The 20,425-nt window shown below is 73.5% G+C and carries 20 protein-coding genes; 15 read left to right on the top strand and 5 right to left on the bottom strand.

Features of this window, described 5'->3' with window-relative positions:
• Positions 1 to 55: 55 nt before the first annotated feature.
• Positions 56 to 862, top strand: a complete 807-nt coding sequence (locus tag AB0J53_RS07440; RefSeq protein ID WP_364169577.1) for an alpha/beta hydrolase — start codon at positions 56 to 58, stop codon at positions 860 to 862.
• A gap of 68 nt (positions 863 to 930) precedes the next feature.
• Complete coding sequence (locus AB0J53_RS07435; protein ID WP_364169574.1) at positions 931 to 1,140, top strand: hypothetical protein; 210 nt, start codon at positions 931 to 933, stop codon at positions 1,138 to 1,140.
• Between the two features lie 114 nt (positions 1,141 to 1,254).
• On the opposite strand, the gene AB0J53_RS07430 is transcribed toward AB0J53_RS07435, so the two are convergent.
• The 3 genes from AB0J53_RS07430 to AB0J53_RS07420 all read right to left on the bottom strand — a co-directional run bounded on the left by AB0J53_RS07430 (position 1,255) and on the right by AB0J53_RS07420 (position 3,257).
• Positions 1,255 to 1,704: a DUF6228 family protein gene (locus AB0J53_RS07430; RefSeq protein ID WP_364169571.1), complete on the bottom strand. Its 450-nt coding sequence runs from the start codon at positions 1,702 to 1,704 to the stop codon at positions 1,255 to 1,257.
• A gap of 266 nt (positions 1,705 to 1,970) precedes the next feature.
• The gene (locus AB0J53_RS07425) at positions 1,971 to 2,267 is read right to left on the bottom strand and encodes a hypothetical protein (protein ID WP_364169568.1); all 297 of its coding nucleotides are present in this window, start codon (positions 2,265 to 2,267) and stop codon (positions 1,971 to 1,973) included.
• A 24-nt stretch (positions 2,268 to 2,291) separates the two neighbouring features.
• On the bottom strand, positions 2,292 to 3,257 hold the full coding sequence (locus AB0J53_RS07420; RefSeq protein WP_364169566.1) for a YafY family protein: 966 nt from the start codon (positions 3,255 to 3,257) through the stop codon (positions 2,292 to 2,294).
• A 54-nt stretch (positions 3,258 to 3,311) separates the two neighbouring features.
• On the opposite strand from AB0J53_RS07420, the gene AB0J53_RS07415 reads away from it, so the two are divergent.
• The 9 genes from AB0J53_RS07415 (at position 3,312) to AB0J53_RS07375 (ending at position 14,846) form a co-directional block, all read left to right on the top strand.
• On the top strand, positions 3,312 to 4,442 hold the full coding sequence (locus AB0J53_RS07415; RefSeq protein WP_364169563.1) for an epoxide hydrolase family protein: 1,131 nt from the start codon (positions 3,312 to 3,314) through the stop codon (positions 4,440 to 4,442).
• A 141-nt stretch (positions 4,443 to 4,583) separates the two neighbouring features.
• Positions 4,584 to 5,894 (top strand): MFS transporter, encoded by a 1,311-nt coding sequence (locus tag AB0J53_RS07410; RefSeq protein ID WP_219508269.1) that lies wholly within the window; start codon positions 4,584 to 4,586, stop codon positions 5,892 to 5,894.
• Positions 5,895 to 5,897: 3 nt separating this feature from the next.
• On the top strand, positions 5,898 to 7,925 hold the full coding sequence (locus AB0J53_RS07405; RefSeq protein ID WP_364169560.1) for a molybdopterin-dependent oxidoreductase: 2,028 nt from the start codon (positions 5,898 to 5,900) through the stop codon (positions 7,923 to 7,925).
• Entirely contained in the window at positions 7,922 to 9,316 is a 1,395-nt protein-coding gene (locus AB0J53_RS07400) for an FAD-dependent oxidoreductase (RefSeq protein ID WP_364169557.1), read from the top strand. Before AB0J53_RS07405 ends, AB0J53_RS07400 begins: the two co-directional genes overlap by 4 nt.
• On the top strand, positions 9,313 to 11,742 hold the full coding sequence (nirB, locus tag AB0J53_RS07395; protein WP_364169554.1) for a nitrite reductase large subunit NirB: 2,430 nt from the start codon (positions 9,313 to 9,315) through the stop codon (positions 11,740 to 11,742). Before AB0J53_RS07400 ends, nirB begins: the two co-directional genes overlap by 4 nt.
• Positions 11,739 to 12,065 (top strand): nitrite reductase small subunit NirD, encoded by a 327-nt coding sequence (gene nirD, locus AB0J53_RS07390; protein WP_364169551.1) that lies wholly within the window; start codon positions 11,739 to 11,741, stop codon positions 12,063 to 12,065. The genes nirB and nirD overlap by 4 nt, the downstream gene beginning before the upstream one ends.
• A gap of 59 nt (positions 12,066 to 12,124) precedes the next feature.
• A complete protein-coding gene (locus AB0J53_RS07385) occupies positions 12,125 to 12,859 on the top strand; it encodes a class I SAM-dependent methyltransferase (protein WP_364169548.1) in 735 nt (244 codons plus the stop codon).
• Positions 12,859 to 13,866: an iron-containing redox enzyme family protein gene (locus AB0J53_RS07380; RefSeq protein WP_364169545.1), complete on the top strand. Its 1,008-nt coding sequence runs from the start codon at positions 12,859 to 12,861 to the stop codon at positions 13,864 to 13,866. The genes AB0J53_RS07385 and AB0J53_RS07380 overlap by 1 nt, the downstream gene beginning before the upstream one ends.
• Positions 13,866 to 14,846: a glycosyltransferase gene (locus tag AB0J53_RS07375; protein ID WP_364169542.1), complete on the top strand. Its 981-nt coding sequence runs from the start codon at positions 13,866 to 13,868 to the stop codon at positions 14,844 to 14,846. The genes AB0J53_RS07380 and AB0J53_RS07375 overlap by 1 nt, the downstream gene beginning before the upstream one ends.
• Here the strand turns inward: AB0J53_RS07375 and AB0J53_RS07370 are convergent.
• The gene (locus AB0J53_RS07370; protein WP_364169538.1) at positions 14,778 to 15,011 is read right to left on the bottom strand and encodes a CDGSH iron-sulfur domain-containing protein; all 234 of its coding nucleotides are present in this window, start codon (positions 15,009 to 15,011) and stop codon (positions 14,778 to 14,780) included. The two genes, AB0J53_RS07375 and AB0J53_RS07370, sit on opposite strands and share 69 nt — an antisense overlap.
• 386 nt (positions 15,012 to 15,397) lie before the next feature.
• Here AB0J53_RS07370 and AB0J53_RS07365 point away from each other — a divergent pair, with 386 nt between their 5' ends.
• From AB0J53_RS07365 to AB0J53_RS07355, 3 genes are all read left to right on the top strand, one after another.
• Complete coding sequence (locus tag AB0J53_RS07365; protein WP_364169536.1) at positions 15,398 to 15,958, top strand: nuclear transport factor 2 family protein; 561 nt, start codon at positions 15,398 to 15,400, stop codon at positions 15,956 to 15,958.
• Between the two features lie 34 nt (positions 15,959 to 15,992).
• Positions 15,993 to 16,628 carry a class I SAM-dependent methyltransferase gene (locus tag AB0J53_RS07360; RefSeq protein ID WP_364169533.1) on the top strand — a complete coding sequence of 212 codons (636 nt, stop codon included), beginning with the start codon at positions 15,993 to 15,995 and terminating at the stop codon, positions 16,626 to 16,628.
• 136 nt (positions 16,629 to 16,764) lie between these two features.
• Entirely contained in the window at positions 16,765 to 17,724 is a 960-nt protein-coding gene (locus tag AB0J53_RS07355; RefSeq protein ID WP_364169530.1) for a hypothetical protein, read from the top strand.
• 9 nt (positions 17,725 to 17,733) lie between these two features.
• On the opposite strand, the gene AB0J53_RS07350 is transcribed toward AB0J53_RS07355, so the two are convergent.
• Positions 17,734 to 18,414 carry an FCD domain-containing protein gene (locus AB0J53_RS07350; protein ID WP_364169528.1) on the bottom strand — a complete coding sequence of 227 codons (681 nt, stop codon included), beginning with the start codon at positions 18,412 to 18,414 and terminating at the stop codon, positions 17,734 to 17,736.
• 72 nt (positions 18,415 to 18,486) lie between these two features.
• Here AB0J53_RS07350 and AB0J53_RS07345 point away from each other — a divergent pair, with 72 nt between their 5' ends.
• Positions 18,487 to 20,409, top strand: a complete 1,923-nt coding sequence (locus AB0J53_RS07345; RefSeq protein WP_364169525.1) for a Xaa-Pro dipeptidyl-peptidase — start codon at positions 18,487 to 18,489, stop codon at positions 20,407 to 20,409.
• Positions 20,410 to 20,425 lie beyond the last annotated feature (16 nt).

The raw sequence follows: 20,425 nt of genomic DNA, 5'->3' as shown, positions 1-20,425 counted from the left end.
CGACGCCCTACCTTAGCAATGCTAAAGTCGCCCTTAGCGTTGCTAAGGAGGCATCGTGCTCACCCTCCCCACCCCCGACGGCGCCGGCGTACACGCCACCGACGAGGGCCGCGGCCCCGCCGTCCTCGTGGTGCACGCGGGCCTGGACGACGGTTCGCAATGGCACAAGGTCGCCCGCCTGCTCAGCCCCCGCCACCGGGTCGTCCGGATCCACCGCCGCCAGTACCGCCTCGACCTGCGCCCCCGCTGCACCATGGCCCAGGAGGCCGACGACGTCCGCGTGGCGGCGGCGGCGCTCGGCGGCCCGGTGCTGCTCGCCGGCCACTCCTCCGGCGGCGTCGCCGTCCTGGAGGCGCTCGCCGCCGCCCCCGGCGCGTTCGCGGGCGCGGTCCTCTACGAACCCCCCGTCGTCACCGGCCCCCCGCTCGGCGGCGAGGCCACCGCCCGCACCCGCGCCCTCGCCGACGCCGGCCGCCCCGGCAAGGCCATCGAGATGTTCGTCCGCGACGTCGTCGGCATCCCGCCGTTCGCCTCCCGCCTCGTCGGCCTGTACATGGCGGCCGCGCCCAGGATGCGGGCCCTGGCGCCCCGGCAGATCGACGACCTCGAGGCGATCGACGAACTCGGCGACCGCCTCGACGCGTACGCCGCCATCGACGCCCCCGTCGTCCTGCTCGGCGGCGACCGCAGCCCCGCCCACCTGGCCGCCCGCCTCGATGCCCTCGAACGCCGCCTCCCGAACGCCCGCCGCGTCACCCTGCGCGGCCAGGGACACAGCGCCCACCTCCGCTCCCCGGCCGACGTCGCCCACGTCATCGAAACCCTCGCCACCGAAGTCCTCACCGCCCCCGGGAGTGCGTAGGCCCCAGGAGCCCGCTCCGCAGCGCAGGATGCCGAGCCGATCGCAACGGTTCGCCTACACTGTGAGATGTGAGTGCCGCGCCGGAAGAGTACGAGGACATGCATCGGCTGGTCGACCGGCTGACGGCGGATCAGCTGCGCGAAGTCCGCGCCCACACGCTGAGGCTCGTGCACGGCGCCGGCTCCGACGGCGACACCCACTGGCCCCCGGCCTGGTTCGCCTCCATCACCACCGACCGCGACGACAATGCCGAACGCGCTGAGCGTCGTTACTCCTGACACGGCACCGATGACCCTCGCCTGACAGCCCGGACAAGCCATCGAGCGGGTGTCGCTCCGCATCTCCGGCGCTTCTTGGACCGGTATGGCGGTATGCCGGGCCGATCACATCGGTCAGGGGCGGGTGAAGAAGGCTCGGAGGTCGGCGGCCAGGGAGGTCAGGTGTTGCCCGGCTTCGATCCAGGTGGTGACGGACGCCTCCCACTCCGGGAGTGTGAGCCCTTGGGGGCGGAGTGTCCAGGTCAGCGCGATGTGCCCGCCGGAGTGGAAGGCGGCTGTGAGGGTGAGCTGGTTGGTGTGCCAGGTGCGCTCCCCGGTCCAGCCGCGGAAGTCGTCCACGAGTGCCTGCAGGAAGCCGGGAATGTCGCCGTCCCTGTCCCAGACGGAGACGATCGCGTCGGGAACTCTGGCCAGCAGGCCGTCAGCCTGGGCCTCGATGGTGAAGCTGGTTTCGTAGGCGTCGACGAACTGCCTGCCGGTGAGGTGAACGGTGAGGCTCGGGTCCTGCGAGCACCGGACAGTCACGCAGGGCGGCTCGGGGGGTTGGTGATCTCCAGTGTTCACCTGGGCAGGGTAGCCCCCGTCCCGGGAATGCGGGTTCGACGCCTGCCGTGCCGAATCGGCCAAGGGTGCGGCGAAAGCCGGGAAGGCGTCCGAACGAAGTGAGGCCCATCGATCCGGGCGGGCGGAGGGGCGCAGCCACGGAATCGGTCAGCGGGTGGGGGAGAGGCGCCCGAACGAAGTGAGGCCCTTGGGGTGGGCAGCCACGGAATCGGTCAGCGGGTGGGGGAGCAGGCCATGTCCGGTGAAGGACATGGCCTGCCTGGTGTTCACACGCCGGCGCCTGCCCGGATCCTCTCCGACTGGCGGCCGGTGTGGCCGTACATCTCCTCCTCCGTCTGCGCGTCCGGCCCGTGGGTCTCCTCGATGCGGAGCGCCACGCCCATGCAGAACAGCGTCGGTGCCCATTGGCCGATGAAGATCCCCCACCGGTCCGCGCGGTCCATGCCGGCGTTCTCGATGTTCTTGGACGTCATCCAGGTGGCGAAGGCCAAGCCAACGGAAGCGATTCCGGCCAGATAACAGTGGTTTGACTTAATGCCCATCTTGTGGAGCGTTTTGATCATGATTCCCCCCTTGCTGTGATGCTGTTACCCCGCGTGACCTTCCGTAATCGTTCCTGGGGGCTGGGGGATGGAGGCTCGGCCGGCGCGTTCCGACAGGGTGCGGAAGGCGGCCAGGAGCTCGGGCGGGCCGTCGACGTGGAAGTCGGCGTCGAGCATGAGGATGTGCAGCGCGAGCCGCATCGGCGTGTCGCCGCCGGCGTGGACCGCGCAGGCGTGGTCGCCGCGCGGCTCGACGGCGACGGACGGGGGCAGCAGGGCGCGGACGGCGGCGACGGGCGCGTGCACGGTGACGGTGGCGCGGTGCCGCATGAGCGCCGTGTCGACGCCCTGCGGCACCACGTCCGCCGGTGGCGCGGCGCGCGGGGTGAAGCGGGGGCCGTGCGGGGTGCGTACCGTCATCCGGTCGACCCGGAAGGTGCGCCAGCCGGCGCGGTGCACGTCCCAGGCGATCAGGTACCAGCGCCGTCCGGTGTGGACGAGCTTGTACGGTTCGACGTCGCGGACGCGTCCGTCACCGGTGTGGGTGCGGTAGTCGAACCGGAGCCGGTGCCGGTCGCGGCAGGCGGCGGCGACGGCCGTCAGCGTGCCGGTGGCGACGGGCGTGCCGGGCGGCCGGAGCGACACGGTGTGCCGGTGCAGCGCCTGGACGCGGTGGCGCAGGCGGGCGGGGAGGACCTGTTCGAGCTTGACCAGGGCGCGCAGCGCGGTCTCCTCGAACGCCCCGGCGGTGCGCAGCGCGACGGCGACGGCGACGGCCTCCTCGTCGTCGAGCAGCAGCGGCGGCAGCTTGGCGCCCGCGCCGAGCCGGTAGCCGCCGGCGACGCCGGGCGCGGCGTGCACCGGGTAGCCGAGGCTGCGCAGTTTGCCGATGTCGTAGCGGACGGTGCGCGGGCTGACCTCCAGCCGTTCGGCCAGCTCGGCGCCGGTCCAGTCGGCCCTGGCCTGGAGCAGTGAGAGCAGGCGCAGCAGCCGCGCGGAGGTTCCCAGCATGCCCGCATTCAATCCAGGCAAGGACTTTGCCACAAGGGCTGCGACGGTGGGGTCATGAGCGAAGAGATCAGGGACTTCCGCATCGACATCCCCCAGGCGGACCTGGACGACCTGCGCGAGCGGCTGGGCCGGGCCCGGCTGCCGGTCCAGACGCCGGGGGCGGGGCCGGAGCGCGGCCTGCCGGTCGCCGCGCTTGCCGAGCTGGCCGAGCACTGGGCCACGGACTACGACTGGCGCCTGCACGAGAAGCGGCTCAACGCCCTTCCGCAGTACGTCACCACGATCGACGGCCAGGTCATCCACTTCCTGCACGTCCGCTCGCCGGAGCCGGACGCCACGCCGCTGGTCCTGACGCACGGCTGGCCGGGCTCGGTGGTGGAGTTCCTGGACGTGATCGGCCCGCTGACCGACCCGGGGGCGCACGGCGGCGACCCGGCCGACGCCTTCCACCTGGTCGTCCCGTCGCTGCCGGGGTTCGGCTTCTCCGCGCCGCTGGCCGGGCCTGGCTGGACGCTGGAGCGGATCGCCCGCGCCTGGGCCACGCTGATGGCCAGGCTCGGCTACGACCGTTACGGCGCGCAGGGCGGCGACTGGGGGTCGGGCGTGTCGCGGGAGCTGGGCCGGGTCGACGCCGGGCGCGTGATCGGTGTGCACGTGAACTACCTCATGACCTTCCCTCACGGCGACCCGGCGGAGCTGGCCGGGCTCGGCGAGGAGGACCGGGCCAGGCTGGCCGGGCTGGAGCGCTTCACGGGCGAGCTGGGCGGCTATCTGGCGATCCAGTCGACCCGGCCGCAGACGCTCGCGTTCGGGCTGGCCGACTCGCCGGTGGGGCAGCTCGCCTGGATCGCGGAGAAGTTCGCCGAGTGGACCGAGAACGGCGTGGACCGCGACCGGCTGCTCACGAACGTGTCGCTCTACTGGCTGACGAACACGGCCGACTCGGCGGCGCAGATCTACTGGGAGTTCGCGCACGCGTGGAGCATGCCGGAGCGCTCGCCGACGCCGACGGGCGTGGCGGTGTTCGCCCACGACTACGTCAAGCCGGTCCGCGCGCTGGCCGAGCGGACCGACACGATCGTGCACTGGTCGGAGTTCGCGCACGGCGGGCACTTCGCCGCGCTGGAGCAGCCGCAGGCGCTCACCGAGGATGTGCGGGCCTTCTTCCGGGCCCTCCGGGGCTGATTACCAGCATGTTTCCGGCGTGACGCATATGTATTGCGTGTTGCCCGGGTGAGTCACATGTAACCGGCGCACAGCCACGGACCGTCCATGTGCGTAACGCCGGGTTCCTACGTTCGTCCTCACCAGAACGTAGGAGGAACGATGACGCGCTGGATCGCCGAGTGGCATCCCGACGACGCGGCCTTCTGGCAGCACACGGGCCGGAAGGTCGCCCGCCGGAACCTCGTCTTCTCGATCCTGGCCGAGCATCTCGGCTTCACCGTCTGGACGCTCTGGAGCATCGTGGCCGCCCGGATGGGCGCCTACGACTTCTCGACCGACCAGCTCTTCTGGCTCGTGGCGGTGCCGAACCTGGTCGGCTCGGCGCTGCGGGTGCCGTACACGTTCGGACCGGCCAGGTTCGGCGGGCGCAACTTCACGGTGGCGAGCGCGCTGCTGCTGATCGTCCCGGCGGTGCTGCTCGGCGTGGCGGTGAGCAGCCCGGACACCCCGTACTGGGCGTTCCTGGCCATCGCGGCCGTCGCCGGCGTCGGCGGCGGGAACTTCGCCTCCAGCATGGCCAACATCACCTACTTCTACCCGCGCGCCCGCCAGGGCGTGGCGCTCGGGCTGAACGCGGCGGGCGGCAACATCGGCGTCAGCTCGGTGCAGCTCGTGATGCCGCTGGTGATCGGGGCGTTCGGGCTGGCGGCGGCGGGCTGGTTCTGGGTGCCGTTCATCGTGGTGGCCGCCGGCTGCGCCTACTTCTTCATGGACAACCTGTCCAGCGCCAAGGCGAGCCCGCGCGAGCAGCTCGCGGTGGCGGGCCGCGCCCAGACGTGGATCCTGTCGTTCCTGTACGTGGGCACGTTCGGCTCGTTCATCGGCTACGCGACGGCGTTCCCGCTGCTGAGCATGAGCCTGTTCCCGGACGCGCCGTGGGCGGCGGTGGCGTTCGCCGGGCCGCTGGCCGGGTCGCTGATCAGGCCGGTGGGCGGCTGGCTGGCCGACCGGCTCGGCGGCGCGCCGGTCACCCTGTGGAACTTCGCCGCCATGGGCGCGGGCGTCGTGCTCGTCTGGCTCGCCTCGGCGTCCGGCGGCTTCTGGCCGTTCTTCCTCGCCTTCCAGGTCCTCTTCCTGACGGCCGGGATCGGGAACGGGTCCACGTACCGGATGATCCCGGCCATCTTCCAGGCCAAGGCGGTCGCCGAGCGCGGCACCGGCGAGGAGGCGCTGCTGCACGGCAGGCGGCAGGCGTCGGCGGCCATCGGGATCATCTCCGCGGTCGGCGCGCTCGGCGGGTTCCTCATCAACCGGGCGTTCGGCATGTCGTTCGCCGCGACGGGCAGCCCGGCGGTGGCGTTCGCCGCGTTCGGCGCCTTCTACGCCGCCTGCTTCGCGCTGACCTGGTGGTGCTACACGCGCACCGTCGGCGTGACCCGGATCGCCTCCCTCGCCCATGCGCGGGTGTGAGCGATGACGACCGTCGACACCCACTGCCCGTACTGCGCCCTGCAGTGCGGGATGGCGATCGGCGCCGAGGGGACCGAGATCACGATCACCCCCCGGGCCGACGTCCCGGCCAACGCCGGCGGCGCGCTCTGCCAGAAGGGCTGGACCGCCGCCGAGCTCCTCACCAACGGTGAGCGGCTGACCGGCCCGCTCCTGCACGGGAACCCGGTGTCCTGGGAGGAGGCGCTCGACCACGTGGCGGCGCGCCTCATCGCTCTCAGGGACGAGCACGGCCCCGACGCCGTGGCCGTGTTCGGCGGGGGCGGGCTCACCAACGAGAAGGCGTACCTGCTTGGCAAGCTCGCCCGGGTCGCGCTCGGCACCAGCCAGATCGACTACAACGGCCGCTTCTGCATGTCGTCGGCCGCCGCCGCGTCGATCCGCGCGTTCGGCATGGACCGGGGGATGCCGTTCCCCGTCACCGACCTGGCCGGGGCCGACGTGGTGCTGCTGGCGGGCGCGAACCCGGCCGAGACGATGCCGCCGTTCGTGCGCCACCTGGAGGGCGCGCGGCTCGTCGTGATCGACCCGCGCCGCACCGCGACCGCCCGGCTGGCCTTGCTGCACCTGAGGCCCGCGCCCGGCACCGACCTGGCGCTCGCACTCGGCCTGCTGCACCTGGCCGTGGCCGAGGACCTGGTCGACGCCTCGTACGTGGCCGCGCGCACGACCGGGTTCGAGGCCGTGCGCACCTCGCTGGCCTCCTGGTGGCCCGAGCGGGTCGAGCGCGTCACCGGCGTGCCGGTCCAGCGCATGCGCGAGGCCGTGCGCGCGCTGGCGTTCGCGCGGAACGCGTACGTGCTCACCGGGCGCGGCGCCGAGCAGCACGCCAAGGGCACCGACACCGTGAGCGCGTTCGTCAACCTGGCGCTCGCGCTCGGCCTGCCCGGCAGGCCCGGCTCCGGGTACGGGTGCCTCACCGGGCAGGGCAACGGCCAGGGCGGCCGCGAGCACGGGCAGAAGGCCGACCAGCTCCCCGGCTACCGCAGGATCGACGACCCGGCGGCGCGCGAGCACGTCGCGGGCGTGTGGGGGGTGCGGCCGGAGGACCTGCCGGGGCCGGGACGGTCGGCGTACGAGCTGCTGGACGCGCTGGGGACGCCCGGCGGGCCGCGCGCGATGCTGCTGTTCGGCTCCAACCCCGTCGTGTCCGCGCCCGATTCGTCCAGGATCGCCGCCCGGCTGCGGGCGCTGGACCTGCTCGTCGTCTGCGACGTGGTGATGTCGGAGACGGCGGCGCTGGCCGACGTGGTGCTCCCGGTCACCCAGTGGGCCGAGGAGACCGGCACGATGACGAACCTCGAAGGCCGCGTCCTGCTGCGCCGCCGGGCGCTCGCGCCGCCGCCCGGCGTCCGCGGCGACCTGGAGGTGATCGCCGGGCTGGCCCGCAGGCTCGGCCACGACTTCGCCGACGACCCCGCCGAGGTGTTCGAGGAGCTGCGCCGCGCCAGCGCGGGCGGCACGGCCGACTACGCGGGCATCACCTACGAGCGGATCGCCGGCGAGACCGGCGTGTTCTGGCCCTGCCCGGAGCCGGGGCACGCCGGCACGCCCCGGCCGTTCCTGGACTCCTTCCCCACGCCCGACGGCCGGGCCAGGTTCGTGCCCGTCGAGCACCGGCCCCCGGCCGAGGAGGTCGACGACGACTACCCCGTCCATCTGACGACGGGCCGCGTGCTCGCCCACTACCAGAGCGGCGCGCAGACCCGCAGGATCGCCTCCCTGACCGCCGCCTCGCCGCACCCGTACGTGGAGCTCCACCCCGACCTGGCCGAACGGCTGGCGATCGAGGCGGGCGACCTGGTGCGGGTGACCAGCAGGCGCGGCACGGACGAGGCGGTGGCCAGGATCAGCGACGCGATCAGGAGCGACACCGTGTTCATGCCCTTTCACTGGGAGGGGGCGAACCGGCTGACCAACCCCGCGCTCGACCCCGCGTCCCGGATGCCGGAGTTCAAGGTCTGCGCCGTACGGGTGGAGCGGGTCTCATGAGGCTCGTCGTGGTCGGCAACGGCATGGCCGGATCACGGCTGGTCGGCGAGGTCCGGGCGCGCGACCCGCGGATGACGATCACCGTGTTCGGCGCCGAGCCCGGCCGCCCCTACAACCGGGTGCTGCTGTCGAACGTGCTCGCCGGCAAGGCCAGGCCCGAACAGCTCGGCCTGCACGACCTGTCCTGGTACGCCGCCAACCGGGTCGAGGCCGTGCTCGGCGGCGAGGTCGCCTGGATCGACCGGGAGGCCCGCGCCGTGCACACCGCCGACGGCCGCCGCGAGCCGTACGACCTGCTCGTGCTCGCCACCGGCAGCGAGGCGATCGTGCCGCCGATCCCCGGCGTGGCGCGGGCCGTCCCGTTCCGCACGCTCGACGACTGCGAGCGCATCCTCAAGGCCGCCGAGCACAGCCGCCGCGCCGTCGTCGTCGGCGGCGGGCTGCTCGGCGTCGAGGCCGCCCGCGGGCTGGCCGGGCGCGGCCTGCCCGTGACGCTGCTGCACCTGGCCGGCCATCTGATGGAACGCCAGCTCGACGCCGAGGCCGGGCTGCTGCTCGGCGAGACGCTGGCCGGGCTCGGCGTCGAGACCCGCACCGGCGTGTCCGCCGCGTCCGTCGAGGAGACGGGCGTCCGGCTGGTCGGCGGCGAGCTCGTCGAGGGCGACCTGGTCGTGCTCGCCTGCGGCGTCCGCCCGCTGACCGCGCTCGCCGCCGAGGCCGGGCTGGAGGTGCGGCGCGGCGTCGTCGTGGACGACGAGCTGCGCACCGACGACCCGTCGATCTTCGCGATCGGCGAGTGCGCCGAGCACGACGGCACCGTGTACGGGCTGGTCGCGCCCGCCTGGGAGCAGGCGTCCGTGGCCGCCGACGTGATCACCGGAGGCAAGGCGCGCTACCGGGGCTCGCGCCTGGTCACCCGGCTCAAGGCGAGCAGCGTCGAGCTGGCCGCCATGGGCGAGACGCAGCTCACCGACGAGCACGCCGAGGTGGTCCGCTTCAGCCACCGCGCCAGGGGCACCTACCGCAAGCTCGTCATCCGCGACGACCGCCTGGTCGGCGCGATCCTGCTGGGCGACAGCGACGCCGTCGGCACGCTCACCCAGCTCTTCGACCGCGGCGGGCCGGTGCCCGGCGACCGGGCCGGGCTGCTGTTCCCCGGCCTGTCGGCCGCGCCGGTCGCCGACAGCCCGGTGCTCATGCCCGACGCGGCCAAGGTGTGCCAGTGCAACAACGTGACCAAGGGCCAGATCCGGGCCTGCTGGGAGGCGGGCGCCAGGGACGTGGCCGGGGTGGCCGCCGCCACCCGCGCCACGACCGGCTGCGGCACCTGCCGTGACGCCGTCGCGGGCATCGTCGGCTGGCTGTGCGAACAGGAAGGGGTCTCCGCATGAAGAAGATCGTCGTGGCCGGGTTCGGCCCGGCAGCACACCGGCTCGTGGAGGCGCTGCTCCAGCGCGGCTTCGACGGGCGCGTCACGGTCATCGGGGAGGAGCCCCGCCCGGCCTACGACCGGGTGGCGCTGACCTCGTACCTGTCGGGCGTGAGCGCCGAGGACCTCGCCTACCCGGTGCCGTCCGGGGCGGTGACCAGGCTGAACAGCCGCGTCACCGGCATCGACCGGCAGGCCCGCGTGGTCACGGTCGAGGGCGGCGAGCCGGAGCCGTACGACGTGCTCGTGCTCGCCACCGGGTCGGCGCCGTTCGTGCCGCCGGTGCCGGGGGCCGGGCACGCCTTCGTCTACCGCACGATCGACGACCTGGACGCGATCAGGCTGGCCGCCAAGGAGGCCGCTGACGGCGTCGTCGTCGGCGGCGGGCTGCTCGGCCTGGAGGCCGCCGACGCGCTGCGCTCCCTCGGCCTGCGCACCCACATCGTCGAGATGAGCCCGTGGCTCATGCCCCGCCAGGTCGACGAGGGCGGCGGCTCGGTGCTCAGGTCGCACATCGAACGGCTCGGGCTGAGCGTGCACGCCGGCTCGGGCGTCCAGGAGATCGTCACCGACGACCGGGGCCGGGTGGCCGGGCTGCGCACGCCCGGCGGCACGCTGATCGAGGCCCAGGTCGTCGTCTTCTCCGCCGGCATCAGGCCGCGCGACGAGCTGGCCAGGGCCTGCGGGCTGGAGGTGGGGGAGCGCGGCGGCGTCGTCGTCGACCCCGGCATGCGCACCTCCGACCCGTCGATCTACGCCATCGGCGAGTGCGCGCTGGCCGGCGGCATGGTGTACGGGCTCGTCGGGCCGTGCTTCACCATGGCCGAGGTCGCCGCCGACCGGATCATGGGCGGCGACGGCACGTTCGACGGCGCCGACCTGTCCACCAAGCTCAAGCTGCTCGGCGTCGAGGTCGCCCAGTTCGGCGCCATGACCGGGGCGCTCGACGTCACCTACATGGACCCGGTCGCCGGCGTCTACAAGAAGCTGTTCATCAGCGACGACGCCCGGACCCTGCTCGGCGGCATCTGCGTCGGCGACGCCGCCCCGTACACCTCGCTGCGCTCGTTCGTCGGCAAGCCGCTGCCCGCGCCGCCGTCCGACCTGCTGTTCACCGGCGGCGGCGCGAACCTCGACCTGCCCGACGACGCCCAGGTGTGCTCGTGCAACAACGTCAGCGCGGGCGAGGTGCGCGCCGCCGTCACCGACCGGGGCTGCGCCGACGTGCCCGCGCTCAAGGCGTGCACCCGCGCCGGCACCACCTGCGGAAGCTGCGTGCCCATGCTCAAGCAGCTCCTGGAGAAGTCCGGCGTCGAGGTCAGCAAGAACCTGTGCGAGCACTTCGCCCACTCCCGCGCCGAGCTGTTCGACATCGCCCGGGTGCGCGGCATCACCACGTTCTCCGAGCTCATCGCCCGGCACGGGCAGGGCCGGGGCTGCGACATCTGCAAGCCGGCCGTCGCCTCCATCCTCGCCTCCCTGCACAACGGGCACGTCCTCGACGGCGAGCGCGCCGCGCTCCAGGACACCAACGACCACTTCCTCGCCAACATCCAGAAGAACGGCACGTACTCGGTCGTCCCGCGCATCCCGGGCGGCGAGATCACCCCGGACAAGCTCATCGTCATCGGCGAGGTCGCCCGCGACTTCGGCCTCTACACGAAGATCACCGGCGGGCAGCGGATCGACCTGCTCGGCGCCCGCGTCGAACAGCTTCCGGAGATCTGGCGGCGCCTCGTCGAGGCCGGGTTCGAGTCCGGCCACGCCTACGGCAAGGCGCTGCGCACGGTCAAGTCGTGCGTCGGCTCCACCTGGTGCCGCTACGGCGTGCAGGACTCCGTCGGCCTGGCCATCGCGCTGGAGCTGCGCTACCGGGGCCTGCGCTCGCCGCACAAGCTGAAGTCGGCGGTCTCCGGCTGCGCCCGCGAGTGCGCCGAGGCCCGCTCCAAGGACTTCGGGATCATCGCCACCGAACAGGGCTGGAACCTGTACGTCGGCGGCAACGGCGGCTTCAAGCCCCGCCACGCCGACCTGCTCGCCGGCGACCTCACCACCGACGAGCTCATCAGGACCATCGACCGGTTCCTCATGTTCTACATCCGCACCGCCGACCGGCTGCAACGCACCTCCGCCTGGCTGGAGTCGCTCGACGGCGGCCTCGGCTACCTGCGCTCGGTGATCGTCGACGACGCGCTCGGCATCTGCGCCGACCTCGACGCCCACATGGAGCGGCACGTCGCCACCTACGTCGACGAATGGCGGGCGACCCTGGACGACCCTGACAAGCTCTCCCGGTTCGTCAGCTTCGTCAACGCACCGGGCGTGCCCGACCCGTCCATCGTGTTCGCCGCCGAGCGCGGCCAGATCAAGCCGGTGGTGACCCGATGACCTGGGTGAACGTCTGCGGCTACCAGAACCTGCTGCCCGAGCGCGGCGTCTGCGCGCTCGTCGGCGACCGCCAGGTGGCGCTCTTCCGCACCCACGACGGCTCCGTGCACGCGCTCGGCAACCTCGACCCGTTCAGCGGCGCGTACGTGCTCTCGCGCGGCATCGTCGGCACCAGGAAGGGCGAGCCGACCGTCGCCTCGCCGCTGCACAAACAGGTGTTCTCGCTGGTCACCGGCCACTGCCTGGACGAGCCCGACATCGCCGTGCCCGTCTACCACGTCCGGCTCGACGGCGACCTCGTGCAGGTGGCCGTGAGCGTTTAACGGGTGGCGCCCCGGGCATTCAGCTGGCATTCACGTGCTGGAACTCGGGGGAGGTGCGGATGCCGGCGTTCGACGCCTCCGCTTACGGCCGCGGCATCGCCGACATCTACGACGCCACCGTACGCGGCCTGCCCACGGACCAGGCCGTCGACCTGCTTCACGAGCTCGCCGAAGGCGGGCCGGTGCTGGAGTTCGGCATCGGCACCGGCCGGCTGGCCCTGCCGCTGGCCGCCCGCGGCCTGGAGGTCGCGGGCATCGACGGCTCGGCGGAGATGGTCGAGGTGCTGCGCGGCAAGCCCGGCGGCGACCGCGTGCCCGTCACGATCGGCGACTTCTCCACGGCCACCGCCGGCGGCTCCTACGCGCTCGTCGTGCTCGCCGCCAACACCGTCTACGCGCTGCCGTCGCAGGACGCCCAGGTCGCCTGCTTCCGCAACGCCGCCGCCCACCTGCGGCCCGGCGGCAGGTTCGTGGTCGAGGCGTGGGTGCCCGACCCGGCCGCCTTCCGCGACGGCAGCGCGCTGCGGCTGCTGTCGATGACCGAGGACGCCGTCGTCGCCGAGGCGGCCGTGCTCTCCCCGGCCGGGCAGCACATGCACACCACCCGCATCCGGCTGACCGCCGAGGGGGTGCGCCTGCTGCCCGCCAACCACCGCTACGCCTGGCCCGCCGAGCTCGACCTGATGGCCCGGCTGGCCTCGATGGAGCGCGAGCATCGCTGGTCGGACTGGGCGCGCACCCCGTTCGGCGACGACAGCCGCGCGCACGTGTCCGTCTACCGCCGGAGTGCCTGATGCGCCTGCCTGCCGCCCGGGGCCCGATCAGCGACCAGCTCTTCTCCTGCCTCACCGGGCCGCCCGGGGAGCTGGGGGAGCTCGGCCCGCTGGAGCCCGGCGCGCTGCCGCTCGGCGACGACGACCTGCAGCTCGCCCTGTTCGTCTGCTACGAGCTGCACTACCAGGGCTTCGACGACGTGGACGAGCGCTGGGAGTGGGAGCCGTCGCTGCTGCGGGCCCGCGCCGCCCTGGAGCGCGGCTTCGAGGACGCGCTCGCCCGGGCCGTGCCGCGCCCCGCCCCGGTCGAGCCGCGCCACGTGCGGCGGGCGCTCACCGCGCTGGCCGTCGCCGACGAGGGCCCGCCGCTGTCGCAGCACCTGCAGCGCACGGCCGACCTCGCCCAGTTCCGCGAGTTCGCCGTCCACCGCTCGATCTACCACCTGAAGGAGGCCGACCCGCACACCTGGGCCATCCCGCGCCTCCAGGGCGAAGCCAAGGCCGCGCTGGTCGAGATCCAGGCCGACGAGTACGGCGGCGGACGCCGCGAGCGCATGCACTCCGAGCTGTTCCGTGCCACCCTGCGCGGCCTCGGCCTCGACGACGCCTACCTGGCCCATCTCGGCCGCGTCCCCGGCATCACGCTGGCGATCTCCAACGCGATGTCGCTGTTCGGCCTGCACCGGCGGCTGCGCGGCGCGCTCGCCGGCCACCTGGCCGCCCTGGAGATGACCTCCTCGCTGCCCAACCGCCGCTACGCCACCGGCCTGCGCCGCCTCGGCGGCGACGCCACCGCCACCCGCTTCTACGAGGAGCACGTCCAGGCCGACGCGGTGCACGAGCAGATCGCCGCCAACGACCTGTGCGGCGGGCTCGCCGCCGCGCAGCCGTCGCTCACCGGCGACATCCTGTACGGTGCCGCGTGCGCGCTCACCCTCGAACGCCTGTGGGCCGAGCACGTCATGGACTGCTGGGAGCGCGGCGTCTCGTCGCTGACCGAGCTGGAGACGGCCCTCGCGAGCCCGTGATGGACCTCGACTACGTGCTGCCGCTGCGGTGGGAGGACGACGCCGGGCTGGACGAGCTCACCGCCTACCTGACCGGCCTGGCCCGCCACGCCCGCGTGATCGTCGTCGACGGGAGCCCGGCCGCCCTGTTCGACCGGCACGCCCGCCGCTGGCGCGGCCTCGTCACCCACGTGCCGCCCGACCCCGCGCTCGGCTACGCCAACGGGAAGGTCACCGGCGTCACCACCGGCGTGCGCCTGGCCCGCGCCGCGCACGTGGTCCTCGCCGACGACGACGTACGCTACGGCCCGGCGGGGCTCGCCAGGATGCGGGAGCTGCTCGCCGGGGCCGACCTGGTGCGCCCGCAGAACTACTTCTCCCCGCTGCCCTGGCACGCCCGCTGGGACACCGCCCGCAGCCTGCTCAACCGGGCGTTCGGCGCCGACTACCCGGGCACCCTCGGCGTCCGGCGCGACTTCTTCCTGGGCATGGGCGGCTACGACGGCGACGTGCTGTTCGAGAACCTGGAGCTGATCCGGACCGTCCGGGCGCGCGGCGGGCGCGTGGTCTCCGCCCCCGGCCTCTACGTGCGCCGCCTGCCCTGCCAGGCGCGGCGCTTCTGGTCGCAGCGGGTCCGGCAGGCCTACGACGACCTCGCGCAGCCGTGGCGGATGGCGGCGTTCCTGGCGGTGGCGCCGGGCGTGGCCGTCGCGCTCGCCCGCCGCCGTCCCGCCGCGCTGGCCGGGGCCGCCGCCGTCACCGTGGCGGTCGCCGAGCTGGGCCGCCGCCGCTGCGGCGGCCACCGGGTCTTCCCGGCGACGTCGTCGCTGTTCGCGCCCGTGTGGGTGGCCGAGCGGGGCGTCTGCAGCTGGCTCGCCCTGGCCGCCGCGCTCACCGGCGGCGTCCCGTACGCGGGGCGGCGGCTGCGCCGGTCAGCCAGCTCCGCCCGCAGGCTCCGCCTCCTGGCCGCTGGGGGCGCGGAAGCCGGCCGTCTTGTGTGAGCCGTCGCAGAACGGCTTGGCCGCCGAGCGGCCGCACCGGCACAGCGCGACGGTGGCCCGGCCGGGCGGGATGCGCTCGCCGTCCTGGGTCACCAGCGCGAACTCGCCTCGAATGAGCAGCGGGCCGTCTTCACAGGGGGTCACCGTGACCGGTTCATCCGACATTCGCGTCAATTGCCCGAAATGGCACTTTTGAAACGATGTCAGAGTCGGAGATCCGTCTCCGCAGGTGGGAAAACATGCGCGCCATGATGCGCGGGCGGGAGGACGCATCGCCGCCCCGAATAGGCGGAGGCGCAACGCTCGGCGTCGTCGCGCTGCGGCAGAGGATCGGCGGGCGGAGCGGGGTTCGCCTTGATATGCGGCACTAGAGGGACGGTATCGGCGGCGCGCCGGGCAACGGGTCTCAGTGGCGCAACGATCAGACCTCTGAACGATCTCGCCGAATTCTGTGAACCCCAGGGTGAGAAAATACCGCGCACGTTAAAAGGGTCGTGCGAACTGGATAAAGACCGCATTCGCCCTTGATCGGGGCGGGAATCAAAGCGGCCATGAGCATGAATTCTCTGCGCAGGGGCCTCCTGCTGGCCGCGATCGTACCGGCCCTGTTCACCGCCGGCTGCGCCGCGGGCGGCACCGGGCAAGCGATGAAGGGCGCCGCGAGCCCGGCGTCCCCCACAGCCACCGACACGGGCATGACACCCGGCGACTCCGCCTCGCCGACCGACACCACGACCGGCACCGGCAGCCCGTCGCCCACCGACACCGGCGCCGGCCAGGGCTCGCCCCGCGGCGTCGTCGAGAGCTTCTACAAGGCGCTCGAATCGGGCGACTCCGCCCAGGTCGTGAAGCTGTTCACCTCCGACGCCGTGGCCGCCGTGGCCGGCGAGCAGACCGCCGAGGGCACGCAGGCGCTCACCACGCTGTTCGAGGGCATGGGCGAGGGCCAGGGCGGCACGCCGACGATCGAGGAGTCCCAGGTCGCCGGCAAGCAGGCGTTCGTCCGCGCCACCAGCGGCCAGGGCTCCGACGAGACCCGCGCGTTCTTCCTGCTCACGCAGGACAACGGCGACTGGAAGATCGACCGCTACATGAGCAACAGCCCGTCCTAGCCCTCCGGCCCACGCCCGGACCTAGGCTGGGGTGATGCAGGACCTCTCGAAGTACCAGCACCCGCGCTTCGCCCGCGCCTACGAGAGGATGACCGAGCGCGCCGATCCCGCCACCGCCGCACTGCGCGAGCGCCTGCTCGCCGGGCTGACCGGGCGGGTGATCGAGATCGGCGCGGGCAACGGGCTCAACTTCCCGCACTACCCGGCGGGAGTGCGCGAGGTCGTCGCCGTCGAGCCCGACCACCTGCTGCGCGCCGCGGCCGAGCGGGCCGCGGCCCGCGCCCCGGTGACCGTCCGGGTGGTGCCCGGCCACGCGGGGGCGCTGCCGGGCGGGCCCGGCGCGTACGACGCCGCCGTGCTGTCGCTCGTGCTCTGCACCGTGCCCGACCCGGCGGCCACCCTCGCCGAGGTGCGACGGCTGCTCGCGCCCGGCGGCGAGCTGCGCTACTTCGAGCACGTCCGCTCGCCCCGGCCGGTCCGCGGCGTCCTGCAGGACCTCATCACCCCGCTCTGGCGGCGCGTCGGCGGCGGCTGCCACCCCAACCGCGACACCGCCGCCGCCATCCGCGCCGCCGGGCTGCTCGTCGAGGAACAGCGGAGCTTCGCCCACCGGCCCGTCCCCGGCAGTCCCACGCTCACCCACATCCTCGGGCGGGCCCGCAACCCCTGACCGGTCAGCCCCGCCGCTGATCCAGCGCGGGATGGACGGCGACCACGGGAAGCCTCCTCGTCCCCGAGTCCCCCCATTCTGGGCCCCGGCCGGAACTCCGGGCGCGCCGCCGGTGTATGCACGCCGGAGGTGTCCCATGAGAAGACTCGCCACCGTCGTGGCCGCCCTGCTGCTGGCCGCCGGGCCGCTCGCCACCCCCGGGGCGGCCGCCGGCGGATTCGCCGTCACCTACCTCGACCCGCTCCCGGGCAGCCTGCAGGCCGGCACGTCCTACACGGCCGGCTACTGGGTGCTCCAGCACGGCAACCACCCCTACCAGGGCGACCTCGGGCCCACCGGGCTCCGGCTCACGGACGCCCGGGGCGAGGCCACGCTGTTCGCCGGCACGCCGCTGCCCGAGCCCGGACACTACGCCGCCGCCCTCACCGTCCCCGCCGCCGGGACGTACCGGGTCGACGGCATCCAGGGCATCTTCGCCCCGTACGCCGTGGGCACCCTCACCGTGCCGGGCGGCCTCGCCCTCAACCCCTTGCAACCCGGCCTCGCCCGCGCCCTGAAGGAGCCGCAGAACCACTGGGGCGCCATCCGCCCCCCAGGCTTCCCCCCAGGCCGCCCTACCCCGGACCCCCAGCACCCCGCACCGGGCACCCCCGACCGAGGTGACGCCGAGCCGGGCGCGGCCGAGGAGGGGCGCGCTGAGCCGGGGCGCGCCGAGGAGGGGCGTGCCGAGTCGGGCGCGGCCGTGGCGAGCCCGCTCGCGGCGGGGCCGTCGCCGGGCACGCGGCCTTCCGGCACCCCGGACCCGGACGAGGCGGCCACCGGCGACGGCGCGGCCCTCAGGGAAGGCGCGGCCACCGACCGCGGGGCGGCCCCTGCCTTCCCAGGCGGCGCGGACCCCAACGGCGGCGCGGTCACCCAGGGTGGGGCGGCCACGCAGGGTGGGGCGGGCTCCGGCGGGGTTCCGGTCTATGGGCTGGTGGTCGCCGCCGTGGGCGGGGCGGTGGTCGCCCTGGTTGCCGTACGGGGGCCGTGGGGGAGGCGGGAGCCGGAGCCGCCCGTGGACGACGAGGCGGACACGATCACGATCGGCGGGTGAGCGCCCGGGTCACAGGTCGCGTTCCTGGCGGTCGAGGATGCCGACCGAGACCGCCACGGCCGCCGCCGCGTCACCGGCCTCGATGGCCGCCAGCAGCTCGTGGTGGGAGCTGTCGGGCCGCAGCGCCGCTTCCTCCAGGTCGCGGACGCTCTCGCGCACCGACTCGCTCATGCTCCGGTAGAGGTCGCCGAGCAGCGGGTTGTGGGCGGCGTCGGCGACGCACAGGTGGAAGGCCACGTCGGCGTCGGCGAAGGCGTCGAGGTCACCGGCGTCGGCGGCGGCGTCACGGCGGGCCAGGGCCTCGCGCATCCCGGCCAGGTCCTCGTCGGTGCGCTGGGCGGCGGCCAGCCGGGCGGCCACCAGGTCGAGCCCGCGCCGCACGTCGATGATGTCCATGGCCGCCGCCCGGTCCAGCCGCCGCCGCAGCGCCACCTGCGACTCGTCGGTGGCCGTCACGTACGTGCCATCGCCCTGCCGGGTGGCCAGCAGCCCGGCGTGCGCCAGCACCCGCAGCGCCTCGCGCACCGACAGGCGGCTCATGCCGAGCGTCTCGGCGAGCCGGCTCTCGGACGGCAGCTTGGTGCCGACCGGCCACGCGCCGCTGGTGATCTGGTCGCGCAGCTGTTCGATGGCGGCGTCCACCAACGAGGTCCGTGCCACGTTCCGCATGCCCATCCTCTCGACCCGCATGGTCAGATCTTGTCAGGCTTCCGGGCGTCTGAGAGATTGCTCGTACTTTTGGTACAGCCACGGAGGTCACGCGTGCCACAATTACGCCCGGCCCTCATCGCCGCAGTCCTCGTCCTGGGCACGGCGACCCCCGTCCACGCCGCGGCCTCAGCACCCGCGGTCACCGTCGAGAACGGCCGTACGCAGCCGGTCTTCTCCTACGCGGACGCGGTCCGCGAGCACGTCTACGTCGAGTCGCCGGTCGACAGCGACGCCGACGGCCGGCTCGACCGGGTGCGCGTCGACATCATCCGTCCCAAGGAGTCCGGTCCCGGGCTCCGCGTCCCGGTCATCATCGACGAGAGCCCGTACTACGACAACTCCGGACGCGGCAACGAGGGGGAGCGCAAGGAGTACGGCGCCGACGGGAACGTCACGAAGTTCCCCCTGTTCTACGACAACTACTTCGTGCCGCGCGGCTACGCCGTGCTGAACGTCGACATGATCGGCACCACCCGCTCCGACGGGTGTCCCGACGTCGGCGGGAAGGCCGACGTGCTGGGCGGCAAGGCGGTCATCGACTGGCTGAACGGCCGGGCCAAGGCGTATCGGGCCGACGGCAGCCCCGCCGTGGCCGACTGGACGACCGGCAAGTCCGCGATGATCGGCAAGTCGTACGACGGCACGCTGGCCAACGCCGTGGCCGCGACCGGCGTGCGCGGCCTGGAGACGATCGTGCCGATCTCCGCCATCAGCTCCTGGTACCGGTACCAGCGCTCGAACGGCGTGATCTACAACTACGACTACGCCTCCTGGCTGGCCAACTACGTCGACACCGACCCCGAGGCCAAGTGCCAGGCGGTGCGCGACCGGATGGACGCCGGGGACGGTGACGACACCGGCGACCACAACCCGTTCTGGGCCGAGCGCGACTATCTCGGCGGGCTGCTCGGCGATGCCTCCAAGGTGCGGGCCAGCGTCTTCGTCGTCCACACGTCCAACGACCTGAACGTCAAGCCGGACAACTTCTCCACCTGGTGGCAGGCGCTGGCCGAGCGCCGGGTGCCGCGCAAGATCTGGGTCGGCCAGTACAACCACGTCGACCCGTTCGACTTCGAGGGCCGGCGGGACGTGTGGGTCGACACGCTGCACCGCTGGTTCGACCACTGGCTGCACGGGGTGCGCAACGACATCATGCGCGAGCCGCGCGCCGACGTGCAGGTCGGGCCGACGGAGTGGATCACGCAGCGCGACTGGCCTGCGCCGCACGCCACCCGGCTGACGCTCCGGCCCGCCGCCGACGGCACGCTCGGGCTGCGGCCCGACCGGCGCGCCACGGCGACGTTCACGGACGTGGCCATGACCGAGTCCGCGATGGTCGCCGACGTCGGCGCCGCGAACCCGGGACGGCTGGCGTTCACCACGGGCGCGCTGCCGGTCGACCTGCGCCTGTCCGGCACGCCCACCGCCGACCTGCGGGTCAAGCTCGACCGGCCCGCCTCGAACCTGACCGCCCTGCTCGTCGACTTCGGCGACGACACCCGCCTGGACTGGCGGCGCGGCCAGGGCGTCACCACGATCGCCGAGGAGGACTGCCACGGCGAGAGCACCGCTGCCGACGACGGCTGCTACAAGAAGGTCGTCACGAACGTGGCGAACCGGCCGGTGGAGGTCGTCGCCCGGGGCTGGATCGACACCCGCAACCGCCATTCGCTGACCCGGCCGTCGCCCATGCCGGTCGGGAAGTACGCCAAGGTCAGGTGGGAGACGCTGCCGCACGACTACACCTTCAAGAAGGGGCACCGGATCGGCCTGATCATCGCGGGCACCGACGCCTCCTACAGCTCCGAGACGGGCACCGGGGCCGCGGTGACCGTCGACCTGTCGAGGACCGGCGTGACCGTCCCGGTCGTGCCCGGCGCCCCGCTGGCCGACGTGCCGAAGGACACCGCCAGGTTCCTCGGGCCGCGTGAGCTGACGCTGCCGGAGCCGGAGCCGGGCTTCTCGTTCTTCTGACGGGAGACGGGCTTCT

It is taken from the genome of Nonomuraea sp. NPDC049725 (genome assembly GCF_040674795.1).
Taxonomy (GTDB): Bacteria; Actinomycetota; Actinomycetes; order Streptosporangiales; family Streptosporangiaceae; genus Nonomuraea; species Nonomuraea ceibae.
The sequence above is the reverse complement of the archived record's forward strand: the minus strand, read 5'-3'. Positions and strand labels throughout refer to the sequence as shown.

Bases quoted from the DNA above. Each gene is read 5' to 3' on its own strand.
- AB0J53_RS07425 (WP_364169568.1), bottom strand. From the start codon at position 2,267: ATGATCAAAACGCTCCACAAGATGGGCATTAAGTCAAACCACTGTTAT.
- AB0J53_RS07420 (WP_364169566.1), bottom strand. From the start codon at position 3,257: ATGCTGGGAACCTCCGCGCGGCTGCTGCGCCTGCTCTCACTGCTCCAG.
- AB0J53_RS07415 (WP_364169563.1), top strand. From the start codon at position 3,312: ATGAGCGAAGAGATCAGGGACTTCCGCATCGACATCCCCCAGGCGGAC.
- AB0J53_RS07410 (WP_219508269.1), top strand. From the start codon at position 4,584: ATGACGCGCTGGATCGCCGAGTGGCATCCCGACGACGCGGCCTTCTGG.
- AB0J53_RS07405 (WP_364169560.1), top strand. From the start codon at position 5,898: ATGACGACCGTCGACACCCACTGCCCGTACTGCGCCCTGCAGTGCGGG.
- AB0J53_RS07400 (WP_364169557.1), top strand. From the start codon at position 7,922: ATGAGGCTCGTCGTGGTCGGCAACGGCATGGCCGGATCACGGCTGGTC.
- nirB (WP_364169554.1), top strand. From the start codon at position 9,313: ATGAAGAAGATCGTCGTGGCCGGGTTCGGCCCGGCAGCACACCGGCTC.
- nirD (WP_364169551.1), top strand. From the start codon at position 11,739: ATGACCTGGGTGAACGTCTGCGGCTACCAGAACCTGCTGCCCGAGCGC.
- AB0J53_RS07385 (WP_364169548.1), top strand. From the start codon at position 12,125: ATGCCGGCGTTCGACGCCTCCGCTTACGGCCGCGGCATCGCCGACATC.
- AB0J53_RS07380 (WP_364169545.1), top strand. From the start codon at position 12,859: ATGCGCCTGCCTGCCGCCCGGGGCCCGATCAGCGACCAGCTCTTCTCC.
- AB0J53_RS07375 (WP_364169542.1), top strand. From the start codon at position 13,866: ATGGACCTCGACTACGTGCTGCCGCTGCGGTGGGAGGACGACGCCGGG.
- AB0J53_RS07370 (WP_364169538.1), bottom strand. From the start codon at position 15,011: ATGTCGGATGAACCGGTCACGGTGACCCCCTGTGAAGACGGCCCGCTG.
- AB0J53_RS07365 (WP_364169536.1), top strand. From the start codon at position 15,398: ATGAGCATGAATTCTCTGCGCAGGGGCCTCCTGCTGGCCGCGATCGTA.
- AB0J53_RS07360 (WP_364169533.1), top strand. From the start codon at position 15,993: ATGCAGGACCTCTCGAAGTACCAGCACCCGCGCTTCGCCCGCGCCTAC.
- AB0J53_RS07355 (WP_364169530.1), top strand. From the start codon at position 16,765: ATGAGAAGACTCGCCACCGTCGTGGCCGCCCTGCTGCTGGCCGCCGGG.
- AB0J53_RS07350 (WP_364169528.1), bottom strand. From the start codon at position 18,414: ATGCGGGTCGAGAGGATGGGCATGCGGAACGTGGCACGGACCTCGTTG.